Genomic DNA, 16,580 nt, shown 5'->3' with positions numbered 1-16,580 from the left:
GGCCGGTGTGTTCCTGTGGACACAAGTTCGGCAACATTATTACATTGCGTTTCCGAGTGTTGCTTACGCACGGTCGGGCTGCCATGGATGGTGCCGCCAAGGTTCCCCGGGTGCTGAGCCCGCGGGCGAAGCGGGAGCTCGGTGACCCCATCGGATGCGGGAGCATCCGCGGTGAGGCCGAGGCTGCCCCCGCAACTGTGAGCGGAGATGACCCGCCGCCGAAAGCCACTGGTGCGCCTGGCACCGGGAAGGCGAGGCGGGACCGGTGCTCCGCGAGCTAGAGACCTGCCTCGGCATGCGCCTCGCGGCGCGGTCACGTCCCGCGGGCGGTGCGGCCCGGGGGAGCGGTCGGGCTGTGCGCCGCGCGATTTTCGCGCGGCCTTCGGCCTGCCACTCGCCCGGACGCATTCGCGCGGCAACATCGAGTATGCTTCGTTGAGAACCCGCCCGCCTCTTCATCATCCCATGCCCGCCCTGGCGACCGCCCTGGGGTTGAGCCTCGCGGCCGGCACCGCGCACGGGCAGGAGACCATCGCCCTCGACGAGGTCGTGGTGGCGGGCGCCCCTGCGCTCCCGGCGCCCTCCGCCGCCGGCACGATCGGGCTCATCGGCCCGACCCCGGGCTTTCGCGGCGACCGGGCGGTGAGCAGCACGAAGACCGATACGCCCCAGCGCGACGTGCCGCAGGTCGTCACCGTCGCGCCGCGAGAGGTCGTCACCGACCTCGCGGCGACGCGGGTCGACCGCGTCCTCACCTATATGCCGGGCGTCGCGCAGCAGAACAATTTCGGCGGCCTCACCATCTTCAGCTACGCCATCCGGGGCGTCACCACCTCGGAGCTGTACAAGAACGGCTTTCCCCTCAACCGCGGGTTCCCGCCGCCGCCCGACGCCCAGAACGTCGAGCGGATCGAGGTGCTGAAGGGCCCCGGCGGCGGCCTGTTCGGGCGCAGCGACCCGGGCGGCCTCGTCAACATCATCACCAAGCAGCCGACCGCGGAACGCTTCGTCGAGATGGGCGGGCTTTGGGGCTCGTTCGAGCAGGTCCGCGGCACGGTCGATTCGGGCGGTGCGCTCAACGAGGACGGCACGCTCCTCTACCGCTTCAACCTCGCGGCCGGGCGCCAGAACAGCTTTCGCGATTTCGTCGACGGCGACCGGCTGTTCGTCGCCCCCGTCGTGAGCTGGCAGGTCACGCCCGACACCAAGGTCACGGTCGAGACCGAGTTCCTGAGGAACCGCACGGTGTTCGACCGCGGCGTCATCGCGATCGACAACCGGCTCGGGTTCCTGCCGATCTCGCGCTTCCTCGGCGAGCCGGGCCAGAGCATCCGGCAGACCAACGACTCGATGCAGATCCGGGTCGACCACCGCTTCGATGCCGACTGGCAGATGCGGCTTGCCACCTACCTCAACTCCAACTCGCTCGCCGGCGAGGCGGTCGAGGTGCGGGACATCGCCGCCGACAACCGCACGGTCCTGCGCGACCGCAACTATCGCAACTACCGCGCCGCCGTGGCCCTCGGCCAGGCCGAGCTGGTCGGGCGCTTCGATACCGCCGGGATCGGCCACACCCTGCTGCTGGGCTTCGAGCGCGAGAGCACCGACGGCACCTACCAGCAGATCCGCTCCAACACCCGCCAGGATCCCTATTCCCTCGACATCTACGCCCCGGTCTACGGCCGGCTGCTTCCGAACTACACCCGTCAGACCAACGGGTTCGAGCAGGTCACCAACACGGCGCTCTACGCCCAGGACCAGATCGCGCTGTCGCCCGAGTGGAAGGCGCTGGTCGGCGTGCGGTTCGACTTCTTCGAGCAGTCGTTCCGCGAGCGCACCACCGGGGTCCGGAGCGACCAGACCTACTTCGCCGCCACGCCCCGGGCCGGCCTCGTCTACCAGCCGTTGCCGGAGCTGTCGCTCTACGCCAATGTCGGCACGAGCTTCCGGCCGAATATCGGGCCCGACGCGGCCGCCTCGTCGTTCAACGGCCCGTTCGCGCCGGAGACTGGCCTCGGCTACGAGGTCGGCACCAAGCTCGACCTGTATGGCGGGCGTTTAAGCCTGACCGGCGCCGCCTTCCGGGTCGAGCGCCAGAACGTCCTCACCGCCGATCCCAACAACACCGGCTTCTCGATCGCCGCCGGCGCGGTGCGCAGCCAGGGCTTCGAGTTCACGGCGGCCGGCCAGCTCTCGCCGTCGATCAAGGTCCTGGCCGGCTACGTCTTCGCCGACGCCGTCGTCACGAAGGACAACGTGCTGCCGGTGGGTGCCCCGCTCATCAACGTGCCGCGCCACTCGGGCAGCCTGCTCGCGGTGCACGAGGCGCAGGAGGGCCCCTGGAAGGGGTTCGGGATCGGCGGCGGCGTGCGCGCCGTCGGCGAGCGGGCGGGCGACGCCAATGGCGGCGCCTTCCGGCTGCCGGGCTACATCGCCGTCGACGCGCTGGCCTATTACAAGTGGGAGAACGTCCGTTTCGGCCTGAACGTCGAGAACATCTTCGACACCACCTATTACGAGAGTTCGCTCAACGTCTTCCGGGTCTATCCGGGTGCCCCGCGGCGGTTCACCGGCACCCTGTCGGTGCGGTTCTGATGGCGGCCGTTCTCCGCAAGGGCGATGCCGGCCGGGATGCAGCCGCCGCCCGTGCCCGGCACTACCGCCAGCGTCTCGCGCCGGTCCTGGCCGCCATCACGGCGGAGGCCGGCGGGACGCCCGAGGGCATCGCCGCCTCCCTGACCCGGCGCGGGGTGCGCAAGCCCCGCGGCGGCCGGGTCTGGACGCCGCCCGACGTGCGCCGGCTCCTCTCGCGGCTGGCCTCCGAGACGGCATCGTGACGGCGCCGGATACCCCCACCGCCCGCATCGGCTCGATCGATGCCTTGCGCGGCTTCGTCATGCTGCTGATGCTGGTCGATCACGTGCGGGACATCTTCTACGTCCACGCCCAGGTCCGCGACCCGATGGATCTGAGCGTCACCGCGCCCGACCTCGTGGTGACGCGGCTGATCTCGCATCTCTGCGCACCGGTCTTCCTCCTGCTCACCGGCCTCTCGGCGAGCCTCTACGCGCGCCGGCACGGCACTGGCGCGACGGCGCGCTTTCTCCTCACCCGCGGCCTGTTCCTGGTCGGGCTCGAGGTCACGCTGGTGAACCTCGCCTGGACCGGCCGGATGCTGCCGCCGGTCCTCTACCTGCAGGTGATCTGGGCGATCGGCCTCGGCATGATCGCGCTCGCGGGGCTCCTGCGGCTGCCGCGTCCGGCCCTCGCGGTGGCCGCGCTCCTGATCGTGCTGGGGCACAACCTCCTCGACGGGATCGTGCTCGCGCCGGGCCAGGCCGGCTACGTGCCGTGGTCGATCCTGCACCAGCGCGGCCTGCTCGACCTGCCCTGGGGCGTGGCCCGCACCTCCTACCCGGTGCTGCCCTGGATCGGCGTCGCGGCGGCGGGCTACGTCCTCGGGCCGTGGTTCGCGACCGATCCCCGGGCCCGGCGCCGCCGGCTCCTCGCCCTCGGGGCGGCGGCCCTGGCGGGCTTCCTGGTGCTGCGCGGGCTCAACGGCTACGGCGATCCGGTGCCGTGGCAGGCCGGCCCGACCCTCGGGATGACGATCCTGTCCTTCCTGAACCTCACCAAGTATCCGCCCTCGGCCGATTTCCTGCTGCTGACGCTGGGGCTCGGGCTCTGGCTCCTCGCCGTGTTCGAGGCGCTGCCGGCATCGCGCCTCGGCTGGCTGCGGGTGTTCGGCGGCGCGCCGTTGTTCTTCTACCTCGTCCATCTCTGGCTGCTGCGCGGGCTCTACGATCTCGCCTTCGCGGCCGGGCTGACGGGCCCCTCCGGCAAGGTCGAACTCGGCTCGCCGGCGCAGCTCTGGCTGGTCGCGCTGGTGCTCGGCTTGCCGCTCTACGGCGCCTGCCGCTGGATGGTCGGGCTGAAGCGGCGTGGGCGGCATCCGGTGCTGCGTTATCTATAGGATTCGGCTCGGGATCCGCTCGCGCGCCGGTCGGTCCCGACGCGCGGGGATGCCCGCCTCATCGGAACCGGCGAGAGGCACGAGGATCGTGAACCGCGCGCCCCCGTCGGGCGTGTCCCCGACCGCCACCGAGAAGCCGTGCAGCCGGGCGATCGCCGCCACGAGCCCGAGACCCAGGCCGTTGCCGGGCGTCCGGCGGGCGCGCTCGGCCCGATAGAAGCGCCGGAAGACCTGAACCCATTCTCCCCGGGGGATGCCGGGGCCGGAATCCTCCACGACGACCGTCAAGCCGGCCTCTCCGTTGTCCAGCCCGACCCGCACCGTCCCGCCGGGCGGCGTGAACTTCACCGCGTTGTCGATCAGGTTCGAGACGGCCTCGAACAGGAGGTCGCGGTCGCCCTCGACGGCGAAAGCCCCCGTCGCGACCGTGACGGTGAGTGCGACCTCCTTGTCCTCCGCCACCGGCTCGAAGAACTCGGCGGCCTCGCGCACGATCTGCGCGAGATCGACCGGCGCGAAGCCGGCGCGGCGCCGGCCATGCTCGATCTCCCCGATGCGCAAGACGGCAGTGACCATGGCGAGCGTCTGGTCGATCCAGGCGAGGCCCTGGTCGATCGCGTCGCGAAACTCCTCCACGCTCGCCGCCTGCTCGCGGCTCCGCTCCAACCGCGCGCGCATCCGGGTCAGCGGCGTGCGCAGGTCGTGCGCGACCGCGTCGCCGACGCTGCGGACCTCCTCCACCAGCCGCTCGATCTCGTCGAGCATCCGGTTGACGTTGCCGGCGAGGCGGTCGAACTCGTCGCCCCGCGCGCCCACCGGCAGGCGTTTGCGCAGGTCGCCGCGCATCACCTCGGCGAGCGCCGCCTCGGTGACGGCGAGGCGCCGGCGCGCCCGGCTCGCCAGCACCAGGCCGCCGAGGCCGGACAGGAGGAGGGCGGGGGCCAGGCCCAACCCCATCGCCCTCAAGGTGGTCTTCCGCACCCGGTCGATCTCGTCGGTGTCGTGGCCGATCACCACGGTACCGCCGCCGGGAAGCGCCAAGGCCGTCGCCCAGACCTCGTCGGAGACCGGGCCTTCCGTCGTCTCGATCGTCGCGGCGACCCGGGCCGCGTCGCCGTCCCGGGCGAGCCGGGAGGGCAGGGCGACGAGGTTGCCGGCCCGCCGCGCCCCATCCGGCCCGAACACCCCGCCGTAATGGGTGGCGTGGCGGTCCATGGCGATCCAGGTCTCGACCCGGCCGACCGTGCCGGCCGGGTCCTCGGCGGCGGCCCGCACTTCGAGCCGCAGCGTCTCGGCCAGCTCCTCCCGCAGGAACGCGGCCGTCTGCCAGTAGACGAAGCCGAACATGGCGAGCGCGAGCAAGGCCGACCACAGGGCGATCCCGAGCGCCCAGCGGAAGGTGGTGGAGGAAAACAGGTCAGTCATCGGGAGCCAGCATGATGCCGATGCCGCGCACGCTGTGGATCACCGGCGGCTCGCCGGCCGCCTCCAGCTTGCGGCGCAGGCGGCCGAGATGCACGTCGATCAGGTTGGATTTCGGGGTGAAGCGGTAGTTCCACACCTCCTCGAACAGCAGCGCCCGGGTCACGACCTGGCCGGGGCGGCGCATCAGGTATTCGAGCAGGGTGAGTTCCCGCGGCAGCAACTCCAAGTCGCGGCTGCCGCGCCGGCCGGTCCCGGCGATCAGGTCGATCTCCAGGCTGCCGACCCGCAGGAGCGTCTCGCGGGTGTCGGTCGGGCGGCGCAGGAGCGCCTCGATCCGCGCGGCGAGCTCGGCCAGCACGAAGGGCTTGGCGAGGTAATCGTCGCCCCCCGCCCGCAAGCCCCGGATCCGCTCGTCGACATCGGAGAGCGCCGAGAGCAGCAGGGCCGGGGTCCGGTCGCCGGCTGTACGCAAGCCTTGCAGCAGCGTCAGCCCGTCGAGCCCCGGCAGCATCCGGTCGAGGACGATCGCATCCCAAGGTTCCCCGCGCGCACGCTCCGCCCCCTCCGGCCCGGTCGCCGCCCAGGCCACCGCGTGCCCGCGTCCGCCGAGATCGGCCAGGATCTCCTCGGCGGTCGCGACATCGTCCTCGATCAGCAGTAGCTTTGCCACGGTTTTCTCGCAAGTTTTTGCTTTATCGATGGATAAAAATTCGCCGTGAAGGTTCGCATTTTTTCCTTCACTCATGTGGAAAGGACTGTCCAAGGAGAAAAGTGGCGCAGGTTTCCCCTCTCCCCGCGGGCGGGGAGAGGGCTTTGCCCCCCTTGTTGGGGGCAAAGCAAGCGGAGGCGTAGCCGGAGCGAGGGTGAGGGGGTCTCGACGAGTGAGGCTCATCCGGAAATACCCCCTCACCCTCGCCCTGCGGGCTTCCTGAGCCCCTTCGGAGCTCAGGCCTCTCCCCGCCCGCGGGGAGAGGGGATTTCCCGCGCCACGTCTTTTCCGGGACAGCCCTGCTGAGCAGGCAGAGAGGCGCAGATCGAAAACCAGGGTTTGTTCCGAAACGCCCCGCCATCCCAGCGGAAACCACCGGATGAACGCGAATTTAGTGGCGAGGCCCGCCCCCGCGCATAGGTGTTGGAATGATTCCAATCCAGCAGGGTGAGTGAGGCCGTGCTCCTGGCCGTCGAGACCGTCGCGCGCGTCGCCGAGAGCGAGGCGCGTCCGCGTGAGCGCAAGACCGAGACACCGGCCCTCCGGCCGTCGCGTCCGGGTCGGCGGCCGCCCTGGCGCGGCCTCGTCCTCATCGCGGTCCTCGTGGCACTGGCCGGCGCCGGCTGGGCCTCTCGCGACGCCGCAGGGCCGATGCTGGCCCCCGTTCTCGCCCGGCTCGGCCTCATGGCACCGGCCCCCGCCCCGGCGCCGCAGGAAAGCGCCGCCCCGGCCGACCCGAACCTCGTGACCCTCGACGAGGCCGGCCAAGCCCGCATCGGCCTTGCCTTCGGCCGGGCCGAGACCCGGCGCATCGTCCTGCCGGTGCGGGCGCCGGGCACGATCGCCTTCGACGAGCGCCGCGTCACCCATCTCAAGCCCCGCACCGCCGGCCGCGTCCTGACCCTGGCGGTGCAGCCGGGCGATCTCGTCCGGGCCGGCCAGAGCCTCGCCACCCTCGATGCCGCCGGCCTGCTCGAGGCCCGCAACGGCCTGGCGGAGGCGCAGGCCAGCCTCGCCGAAGCGCAGGCGACCGAGAAGGTCGCCGAGATCAACCTGAAGCGCGGCCAGGATCTCCTCAAGGTGATGGGCGTCGCCCAGGCCGAGGTCGATCGCCGCCAGGTCGACCTCGCCAAGGCGCATGCCGCGACGCTGGCGGCGAAGGCGAAGCTCGACCTCTACTCGGCGCAATATGCCCGCCTCGCCCCCGAGCCCGGGGCGCCGGCCGGCACCAGCGCCATCGTGTCGCCGATCGACGGGGTGGTGACGGCGAGCGGCATCACCCTCGGCGAGGTGGTCGATACCAACAGCGACGCCTTCACGGTGGCCGACCCGTCGCGGATCCAGGTGCTGGCGAATCTCTACGGCCGCGACATCGCCGCGGTGAAGCCGGGCGATGCCGCCACCATCCGGGCGCCGGTGCCCGACCACCCGACCTTCGAGGGCCGGGTCCGCTCGGTCAACGCCGCGATCGACCCGGCGACCAACACCGCGCCGGCCCGGATCGAGATCGCCAATCCGGGGGGGGCTTTACGCGCCAACATGTTCGTGTCGGTCGAGATCGCCGCCGATCTCGGCCGCGAGGGCACGACGCTTCCCGCGAGCGCCGTGCAGCAGACCGAGGACGGGCCGGTCGCCTTCGTGCGGACGGGCGACGACCGGTTCGAGAAGCGGGCGCTCGCCCTCGGGGTGCAGCGGGCCGACTGGGTCGAGGTGACGAAGGGCGTCGCACCCGGCGAGACGGTGGCGACGCAAGGCAGCTTCGGCCTCAAGGCGATCCTGCTGCGCAGCCTCCTCGGCGCGACGGATTGAGGCTGCCATGAAAGCCTGGTTCGCCCTCCTGATCCGCCGCCGTTGGCTCGTGCTGGTGGTGGCGCTCGCCGGTGCCGCCGGCGGGATCGTCAACCTCCGGGGCCTGTCGATCGACGCGGTACCCGACATCTCGCCCAAGCAGGTGATGATCCTGACGCTCTCGCCCGGGCTCGGGCCGCTCGAGGTCGAGCGGCTGGTGAGCTTCCCGGTCGAGAGCGCGATGGCGGGCGCGCCGGGCCTCACCGGCATCCGGTCGACCTCGCGCTTCGGCGTCTCGGCGGTCTACGTCACCTTCGACGAGGGGATGTCGATCACCGAGGCCCGCTCCCAGGTGTTCCAGCGCCTGCCCCAGGCCAAGGCGATGATGCCGGCCGGCATCGGCGACCCGCAGATGGGGCCGATGGCGACGGGCCTCGGCGAGATCTACCAGTTCGAGCTGCGCGGGCCGGCCTATTCGCCGATGGAGCTGAAGCGCCTGCTGCAATGGACGATCGCGCCGCGCCTCAAGCTCACGCCGGGCATCGCCGACGTGAACATCTATGGTGGGCAATTGCCCACCTACGAGGTCCGGATCTCGGCCGAGAGCTTGCAGCGCTACGGCGTCAGCTTGAGCCAGGTCTACACGGCGCTCGCCGAGAACAACCTCGCCCGGGGCGGCGCCTATCTGGAGCACAACGACCAGCAGGAGGTGATCCGGGGCTTAGGGCTAGCGACGGGTCCCGACGACATCGCCCGGATCGTGGTGGCGACCCATCCCGGCGGCGTACCGGTGACGGTCGCGAGCCTCGGCGAGGTGGTGGAGGCGCCGAAAGTGCGCCTCGGCGCGGTGACCCACGATGCCGCCGGCGAGACCGTGGTCGGCATCGCCATGATGCAGCAGGGTGAGAATGCCAGCGCGGTCGTCGAGCGGGTGAAGGCGACGATCGAGGAGTTGCGCCCGCTCCTGCCGCCCGGCATCGCCATCGTGCCTTATTACGACCGCTCGGCTCTCGTCGAGCGCACGATCCACACCGTCGCCCACAACCTCGTCGAGGGGGCGGTGCTGGTGATCGTGGTGCTGCTCCTGCTCCTCGGCAACCTGCGGGCCGGGCTGGTGGTGGCCGCCGCGATCCCGCTCTCGATGCTGCTCGCCTTCGCGGGCATGCGCTTCCTCGGCCTGTCGGGCAACCTGATGAGCTTGGGCGCGATCGATTTCGGCCTCATCGTCGACGGCGCCGTGGTGATGATCGAGAACGTCCTGCGCGCCCGCGGCGAGCATCCGGAGCGCCCGGCCCACGCGGTCATCCGCGACGCGGCGGCGGAGGTGGCGCGGCCGGTGATGGTCGCGGTGGCGATCATCATCCTGGTCTACCTGCCGGTGCTGGCCCTCGAAGGGGTGGCCGGCAAGATGTTCCGGCCGATGGCGGTGGCGGTGATCCTGGCGCTCGCCGGCTCGCTCCTTCTCACCCTGACGCTGATGCCGGCGCTCGCCGCCCTGGTGCTCTCGGGGCGCGGGATCGGCGAGCGCGAGACGCGCCTCGTCCACGGGATGCGGACGGTCTACACGCCGGTCCTGCGCGTCGCCGAGCGGCGGGCGGGGGCGACGATCCTCGTCACCCTGGCGCTGTTTGCCGGAAGTTGCGTCCTCGCCACCCGGCTCGGCGGCGAGTTCCTGCCGAAGCTCTCGGAAGGCTCGATCGTCGTCACCTCGGAGAAGCTGCCGGGCATCAACCTCGACGCCTCGCTGAAGACCATGCGTCGGATCGAGGCGGTGCTGAAGTCGTTCCCGGAGGTGAAGCGGGTGGTCTCGCTCACCGGCAGCGCCGAGATCCCGACCGACCCGATGGGCGTCGAATCGACCGACAGCTTCATCACGCTGACCGACCCCGCGACCTGGACCACGGCGAAGGACCAGGACGGCCTCGTCGCGGCATTCAGCGACCGCTTGCGCCAGGAGGTGCCGGGCGTCGCCTACGCTTTCTCGCAGCCGATCCAGATGCGGATGGACGACCTGCTGGAGGGCGTGCGCGGCGACGTGGCGATCAGCCTCTACGGCGACGATCTCGGGGTGCTGAAGGACAAGGCCGACGCCATCGTGCGGGCGGTCTCGGCCGTGCCCGGCGCGAGCGACGTGAAGGCCGAATCCCAGGCCGGGATGCCGGCCCTGTCGATCACGGTCGACCGGGCGGCGGCCGCCCGCTACGGGGTGAGCGCCAGCGACATCCTCGACGTGGTCGAGGCGATCGGCGGCCGGCCGTCGGGCCAGGTCTATCGTGACGACAACGCCATCACCGACATCGTGGTGCGGCTGGCGGGGAACGACCGCGCCGACATCGAGCGGGTGCGGGCGCTCCCGGTCGGGGGCAAGGGCAAGGGCACCGTGCCGCTCTCCCTCGTCGCCTCGGTCGAGGTCGCGACCGGCCCGGCCCAGATCAGCCGCGAGCGGTTGCAGCGCCGCATCTCGGTCCAGGCCAACGTGCGCGGGCGCGACGTGCAGAGCTTCGTCGCCGAGGCGCAAGCCGCCGTGACGGCGCAGGTGAGCCTGCCGCCGCGCTATTCCCTGGTTTGGAGCGGGCAATTCCAGAACCTCCAGGAGGCGACCGCCCGGCTGTCCGTGGTGGTGCCGGCGGCGCTCGCGGCGATCCTGGTGCTCTTGGTGGTGCTGTTCTCCGACATCCGGGTCGCGGGCCTCATCTTCCTCAACGTGCCGGTGGCGGCGACCGGCGGCATCCTGGCGCTCTATGCCCGCGGCCTGCCGTTCTCGGTCTCGGCGGCGATCGGCTTCATCGCCACCTTCGGCATCGCGGTGCTGAACGGCGTGGTGCTGATGAGCACCCTGCGCGACCTGGAGCGCGCCGGCCTCTCCCCGCGCGAGGCCGCCACCGAGGCCGCCGAGCGCCGCCTGCGCCCGGTGATGACGACGGCGCTCGTCGCCACGCTCGGCTTCCTGCCGATGGCGCTCTCGACCAGTGCCGGCGCCGAGGTGCAGCGCCCGCTCGCCACCGTGGTCATCGGCGGGCTCGTCACCGCGACGCTCCTCACCCTGGTGCTGCTGCCGGCGGTGTATCCGATCGTCGCGCGGCTGCGCGTCGGCCAGCAGCCGGCGGATGATCGCGAAGGCGTTCGGGGGAAGGAGCGGTCCGATGCGTAGACGTCAGGGTGGCGCATCTGTCGCTCCGTCGCTCCCACCCACCACCTCATCCTGAGGTGTCGGCGATCGGAGATCGCGCACGATCGCAGATCGACTGACCTCGAGGGAGCGCTCCAGGGATCGCCGAGACGTCTGGAGCCCTCCTTCGAGGCTCCTTTCAGTCGCACCTCAGAATGAGGCCGCGGGTGGGAATGGCGGCCCCGGTCGGCGTCCCGCCACGGTCCCGTATCGTGATCCGGTCCGACGCATAGACGCCATCGACCCGCCGGGCTGGACAGGAGCCCGCTCCCGTCGTTTCCTGCCGCCCGAACACAGGGGGGGCGACACGATGCGCAGGGCGGCCATTCACGGTCTCGCTTTTCTCGGCCTGATGCTGCCGGTCGGGGCGGAGGCGCAGACCGCGACGAACCTCGTCGCGCTCCAGGGGCTCGCCACGGTCAGCGTGCTCCAGGCGACGCCGGAGGGGCGGGCGGCGCTCGATGCCAACCTGACGGTGACCGGCGACATCCAGTTCGGCACGCAAAAGCAGCCGCATCTCCTGCCCCTCGACCAGCAGCGCCAGCTCGCCTTGCGCGACGCCTTCATCACCGACGGCAACGCCACCGAACTCGCCGACGGGCTCGGCAGCCGGCTCGGCGCGATCTACCAGGACAAGGCGCGTTACGCCGACTACAAGACGTTCAGCAACGTGACCCAGTCGGTGGCCGATCTCCTCGGCTACACCAACAACATCACGAAATCCGATTCGAATTCCGGAAAGTACTTTTTCGCCAACGGCACCACCGACGGCAAGAACCCGGTCTCGGAGGCGGCCAAGGGCATCTTCGCGGCCCGCGGCGGCGTGCCGGACGTGTTCGGCAAGGCCTATGACCGGCCGGGCGGCAGCAAGGGGGCCGACGCCTTCGGCAATTCCCGGCCGTTCCAGACCCTGCCGCAGCTCTACGCCTATCGGGGAGACGATTACTTCAAGCACGCCTCGCACAGCCTCGACTGGCTGCACGGGCCGAGCCAGAACCTGACCGACAGCCCGTCCTATCCGAGCGGCCACACCACCTACGGCTACACCGAATCGGTCGTCCTCGCGCTGCTGGTGCCCGAACGCTACCAGCAGATGATCGTGCGGGCGGCCGAGTACGGCAACAACCGCATCGTCCTCGGCGCGCATTACGCCATGGACGTGCTCGGCGGGCGCACGGTGGCGTTGCACGCGCTCGCCCACCTGCTCGCCAACGATCCGGCCTATGTCGGCCAGATCCGCAAGAACCCGGCGGTCATCGCCGAGATGAGCCGGCAGACCAACGACGCGGTCGCGATCTCCGATTACCGCGCGGCCCTGGAGGCGGCGCGCAACGACCTCGCGATGGTCCTCAAGGATGCCTGCGGCGACACGGTCGCGGCTTGCGCCGCCGACGATACCAGCCGGTTCAAGGATGCTGCCGCCAACGAGGCCTTCTACGCCACCACCCAGACCTACGGCCTTCCGGTGGTCCACCAGAACACCGCGAACACGGTCGAGGATGTCGGCAAGCTCGCGCCGGAGGCCGGGTACCTCCTGACCGCGGCCTTCCCGTCGGTGAGCCTGGCCGAGGCGAACGCCATCCTGACGCAGACGCAGGGGCCCGGCGGCGGCTTCCTCGACGACGGCTCGGCCTTCGGGGTCTATTCGCGCCTGAACCTCTATGCCGCCGCCGGCAAGGCCGCGGCGCTCGCCGCCTCGCGCCGGCCGCAGCAGCAGACGACCCGCTGACCACGACAGGCCCTCTCCCACGCAGCGGAGTTCCCGATGCCCCGTCTCCTCGACCCGATCCGGCTCGGCGCGCTCGATGCGCAGAACCGGGTCTTCATGGCGCCGCTCACCCGGGCGCGAGCCACCCGCGACCACGTGCCGACCGGGATGATGGTCGAATACTACGCTCAGCGGGCATCGTCCGGCCTCATCATCTCGGAGGCGACCGGGATCAGCCCGCAGGGTCTCGGCTGGCCCTACGCGCCGGGCATCTGGAACCTTGAGCAGGTCGAGGCCTGGCGCCCGGTCACCGCCGCCGTGCACGAGGCGGGCGGGCTGATCGTGTCGCAGCTCTGGCACATGGGACGGGTGGTGCATCCGAGCCTGCCCGGGCGCGGCCAGCCGGTCTCCTCCTCGGCGACCACGATGCCGGGCCTGGCGCGGACCTACGAGGGCAAGGCGCCCCATGTCGAGGCCCGCGCCATGACCGAGGAGGATATCCGCGCCGTCCTCGACGATTACCGGCAGGCGGCCCGCCACGCGCTGGAGGCCGGCTTCGACGGGGTGCAGATCCACGCCGCGAACGGCTACCTCATCGACCAGTTCCTGCGCGACAACGCCAATTTCCGCACCGACCGCTACGGCGGTTCGATCGAGAACCGGATCCGGTTCCTGCGCGAGGTCGTGGCGGCGGTGGCCGAGATCGTCGGGCCTGAGCGCACCGGCGTGCGCCTGTCGCCGAACGAGGAGCGCCAGGGGGTGAACGACAGCAACCCCGAGCCGCTGTTCGAGGCGGCCTCGGCGGCGCTCTCCGCGATCGGCATCGCCTTCCTGGAGGTGCGCGAGCCGGGCTATGAGGGCACCAACGGCAAGGCCGAGCGCCCGCCGGTGGCGCCGCGGATGCGCGCGGCGTTCCAGGGCGCCTTCGTGCTCAATTCCGACTATGACGGGGCGCGAGGCCAGGCCGCCCTCGATGCCGGCGCGGCCGACGCGATCGCGTTCGGGCGCCCGTTCATCGCCAATCCCGACCTGCCGCGGCGGATCGCCGAGGGTCTGCCACTCTCCGCCGATGATGCCGAGACGTGGTATGCGGGTGGGGCGAAGGGGTATGTGGATTATCCGGCGGCGGGGTGAGTGGGGCCGGTCGTGCGGTCGGAGATATTTAAAACAGCCTATTCGCGTGAGAGTCCGTTCGAAACAATCTTCAGAAGCGATGCGATTTTGGCTTGTCTGTTTTGCAGGGTTTGCTCGGGCCGAGATCATCAAGAAGCAGTGCGCGCGAAACCTCCCCCCTCTGCGGGGGAGGGTGGACCCTGCGTCAGCAGCGGCCGGGAGAGGGGCAGCGCGACGCTGATCTAGGGAGCGCCCTTCAGAACGGCTCTGCCTTATCTGGAAGCGTGGTTCCCCTCTCCCGCCCCACTCCGTGGGGCACCCTCCCCCGCAGAGGGGGGAGGGTTCGAGCGTGCGCTTTACTGGGGAAGGGAGCCGGTCTCGTCCCTCACCGAAAGCTTTTTTTGAATCCCGGTTTCTTGGCAAGCTTCATTTCGGGATGAGATAGATGATGTCAATTCTCGATGATCTCATCGAATAGGCTCTGACCGATGTTGGAACGGCACGGCGGTGTGGGAGGTCGATAAGGGCGTGCTTGGCGACGCCGCCGATCCCAGCTCGACCAATCCGCCGCTCACGCCGTCCCCATCACCACCACCTTCCGGCGTCTTGCCCGCGGCGCCGGCGCCGCCTCCTCGCTCAGCACCCGGCGCAGCATCACGGCGGCATCGTCAATGTCCCGCCGCAGGGCCGCGCGCGCCGTCGCGGGGTCGCGCGCGGCGATGGCCGCGCGCATCACCCGGTGGTGGTCGTTCGACGCGCCCCAGGCGTCGCTTGCGCCCAGCAGGTTGAAGAACGGGCCGATCTGCAACCACAGTGACTCGATGATCGACAGGAGCGCCTCCGAGCCCGAGGCCCGGTAGATCGCGAAGTGGAAGGCCCGGTTCGCCGGGACGTAGCGGGCGCGGTCGCCCCGGTCCTTGGCCTCCTCCATCTCCGCGATGAGGCCGTCCAGCACGGGCAAAGCCTCGGGCGGCATGCTCTCGGCGGCCCATCCGATCGCCGTGCCCTCGACCTCGATCCGCACGCGCTGGAGGTCGTCCAGGCGCTCCGGCGACAGGAACGGGATGCCGACCGAGCGCCCGGCGACGTTGGTGAGCGCCTTCTCGGCGACCAGCCGGTGCATCGCCTCGCGCACCGGCATGGCGCTGACGCCGAAGGCTTCAGCCAGGCTCTGCACCGTCACCGTGCGGCCGGGCTCGATCCCGCCGGTCAGGATCATTTCCCGCATCCGCAGATAGACGTGATCCTGGATCGTCGCCCGCGACACGGGCGAATACGGCAGCTCTTGGTGCGCACGCACGGGCGCCATGTCGGATCCGGCTCGGTCTCGGGTGGGTGACGCCGCGACCTTAGCCAAGGCCGCCGCCCGAACAAAGGCCTTGTGGCGGTTTTCGATGTGTGATCTTTGATCAAAAAAAGGCGCAAAGCGCTCGAGAATCGCCCGGGAGGGGACCTCAGATGACCAGGACGCTGATCTCGGCCGGGATGGCCGCCCTCTGCCTGACGGCCGGGTGGGCCGGCGCGGCCTCCGCCCAGGAGAAGGCGCAAGAGAAGGCGAAAGTCTTCCTGAGCATGAGCTATATCGGGAACGACTGGCAGGCCGAGGCCGCCAACATGATCAAGGCGATGGCGGCAAGCCCGGCCGTCGCGGCGAAGATCGACCTCCAGGTCCAGGTCGCCGGCCCCAGCGCCCAGAAGCAGATCCAGCAGATCAACGCCATGGTCCAGGCCGGCGCCAAGGCGATCGTGGTGTTCCCGATCTCGCCCACTGCCCTCAACCAGGTCGTCAAGAACGCCTGTTCCAAGGGCGTGATGGTGATCGCCTATGACGGCGAGATCACCGAGCCTTGCGCCCACAACGTCCATATCGACCAGGCCGAGGCCGGACGGGTCACCGCCGAGTGGCTGGCGGCCAAGCTCGGCGGCAAGGGCACCATCGTGGCGATCACCGGCGTGCCCGGGACCTCGATCGATAGCGGCCGGACCGAGGCCGCCAAGGCGGTGTTCGCCAAGCACCCGGGCCTCAAGATCGTGGCCGAGGCGCCCGGCATGTGGAGCCAGGCGGTCGCCCGGACCGAGCTCTCCAAGATCCTGGCGACCCAGGGCTGGGACAAGATCGACGGGCTGTGGATGCAGGTCGGCTGCTTCACCGCCAACCAGATGCAGCTCGAGGCCGGGATCCCCGCCGACAAGCTCAAGCCCTGCGCGGGCGAGGGCTCGAATGGCGGCCGGATCCAGATGCTGCCGAAGGGCACCGCGGTGGAGGGCGCCAACGGCGCCTACGCGCCGATGGGCGCGCCGCGCATCTCCTACGCCTCGCCGCCCTATTCGGGCGCCTACGCCCTCAAGCTCGTCCTCGCCAAGCTCGACGGCAAGGAGGTGGCGCGCGACACGATCCTGCCGCTGCCGGTGGTGACGAACGAGACCGTGAAGCTCTGCAAGACCGGCTCGTGGCAGGAGATGGCGGAGGGCTGCAACGCCTTCCAGCCCTCGTCGGTGCCGAATCCCGGCTGGTTCGCCTCGATCTTCTCGGACAAGACCCCCGAGGTCGGGCTCAAGGCGGCGCTGAACGCGGAGCCCGAGAAGGGGCAGTGAGTGCAAGGCGCCCACCCGCGGCTTCTCCTTGATCTACGTCACGTCCGGTCAAGCGCGGGATTCCCTCTCCCGAGTGGGGGAGGGGGGAAGTGCTCGACCC

11 protein-coding genes and 1 riboswitch are annotated in these 16,580 nt (G+C 70.5%); of the genes, 8 read left to right on the top strand and 3 right to left on the bottom strand.

Annotated elements, in window-relative coordinates; genetic code table 11:
- Positions 1 to 83: 83 nt before the first annotated feature.
- A riboswitch (cobalamin riboswitch) is annotated at positions 84 to 307 on the top strand.
- A 158-nt stretch (positions 308 to 465) separates the two neighbouring features.
- The 3 genes from HBB12_RS20770 to HBB12_RS20760 are packed head-to-tail and all read left to right on the top strand — an operon-like array spanning position 466 to position 3,973.
- Positions 466 to 2,595, top strand: coding sequence for a TonB-dependent siderophore receptor (locus HBB12_RS20770; RefSeq protein ID WP_236991085.1), 2,130 nt, complete (start codon positions 466 to 468; stop codon positions 2,593 to 2,595).
- Positions 2,595 to 2,837 (top strand): hypothetical protein, encoded by a 243-nt coding sequence (locus tag HBB12_RS20765; protein ID WP_236991084.1) that lies wholly within the window; start codon positions 2,595 to 2,597, stop codon positions 2,835 to 2,837. The genes HBB12_RS20770 and HBB12_RS20765 overlap by 1 nt, the downstream gene beginning before the upstream one ends.
- Positions 2,831 to 3,973 carry an acetyltransferase domain-containing protein gene (locus HBB12_RS20760; protein WP_442919373.1) on the top strand — a complete coding sequence of 381 codons (1,143 nt, stop codon included), beginning with the start codon at positions 2,831 to 2,833 and terminating at the stop codon, positions 3,971 to 3,973. Before HBB12_RS20765 ends, HBB12_RS20760 begins: the two co-directional genes overlap by 7 nt.
- Here HBB12_RS20760 and HBB12_RS20755 read toward each other — a convergent pair.
- Complete coding sequence (locus tag HBB12_RS20755) at positions 3,968 to 5,398, bottom strand: HAMP domain-containing sensor histidine kinase (RefSeq protein WP_236991083.1); 1,431 nt, start codon at positions 5,396 to 5,398, stop codon at positions 3,968 to 3,970. The genes HBB12_RS20760 and HBB12_RS20755 overlap by 6 nt on opposite strands.
- Entirely contained in the window at positions 5,391 to 6,068 is a 678-nt protein-coding gene (locus HBB12_RS20750) for a response regulator transcription factor (protein WP_236991082.1), read from the bottom strand. Before HBB12_RS20750 ends, HBB12_RS20755 begins: the two co-directional genes overlap by 8 nt.
- A 498-nt stretch (positions 6,069 to 6,566) precedes the next feature.
- On the opposite strand from HBB12_RS20750, the gene HBB12_RS20745 reads away from it, so the two are divergent.
- The 4 genes from HBB12_RS20745 (at position 6,567) to HBB12_RS20730 (ending at position 13,906) form a co-directional block, all read left to right on the top strand.
- On the top strand, positions 6,567 to 7,916 hold the full coding sequence (locus HBB12_RS20745; RefSeq protein ID WP_336886942.1) for an efflux RND transporter periplasmic adaptor subunit: 1,350 nt from the start codon (positions 6,567 to 6,569) through the stop codon (positions 7,914 to 7,916).
- A 7-nt stretch (positions 7,917 to 7,923) separates the two neighbouring features.
- Positions 7,924 to 11,046 (top strand): efflux RND transporter permease subunit, encoded by a 3,123-nt coding sequence (locus HBB12_RS20740; protein ID WP_236991081.1) that lies wholly within the window; start codon positions 7,924 to 7,926, stop codon positions 11,044 to 11,046.
- A 328-nt stretch (positions 11,047 to 11,374) separates the two neighbouring features.
- Complete coding sequence (locus tag HBB12_RS20735; RefSeq protein WP_236991080.1) at positions 11,375 to 12,793, top strand: phosphatase PAP2 family protein; 1,419 nt, start codon at positions 11,375 to 11,377, stop codon at positions 12,791 to 12,793.
- Between the two features lie 36 nt (positions 12,794 to 12,829).
- Complete coding sequence (locus HBB12_RS20730) at positions 12,830 to 13,906, top strand: alkene reductase (RefSeq protein ID WP_236991079.1); 1,077 nt, start codon at positions 12,830 to 12,832, stop codon at positions 13,904 to 13,906.
- A gap of 550 nt (positions 13,907 to 14,456) precedes the next feature.
- Here the strand turns inward: HBB12_RS20730 and HBB12_RS20725 are convergent.
- Positions 14,457 to 15,194: a GntR family transcriptional regulator gene (locus HBB12_RS20725; protein WP_236991078.1), complete on the bottom strand. Its 738-nt coding sequence runs from the start codon at positions 15,192 to 15,194 to the stop codon at positions 14,457 to 14,459.
- Positions 15,195 to 15,343: 149 nt separating this feature from the next.
- On the opposite strand from HBB12_RS20725, the gene HBB12_RS20720 reads away from it, so the two are divergent.
- Entirely contained in the window at positions 15,344 to 16,480 is a 1,137-nt protein-coding gene (locus HBB12_RS20720) for a sugar ABC transporter substrate-binding protein (RefSeq protein ID WP_236991077.1), read from the top strand.
- Positions 16,481 to 16,580 lie beyond the last annotated feature (100 nt).

The sequence above is a fragment of the Methylobacterium sp. SyP6R genome (genome assembly GCF_019216885.1).
GTDB lineage: Bacteria > Pseudomonadota > Alphaproteobacteria > Rhizobiales > Beijerinckiaceae > Methylobacterium.
The sequence above is the reverse complement of the archived record's forward strand: the minus strand, read 5'-3'. Positions and strand labels throughout refer to the sequence as shown.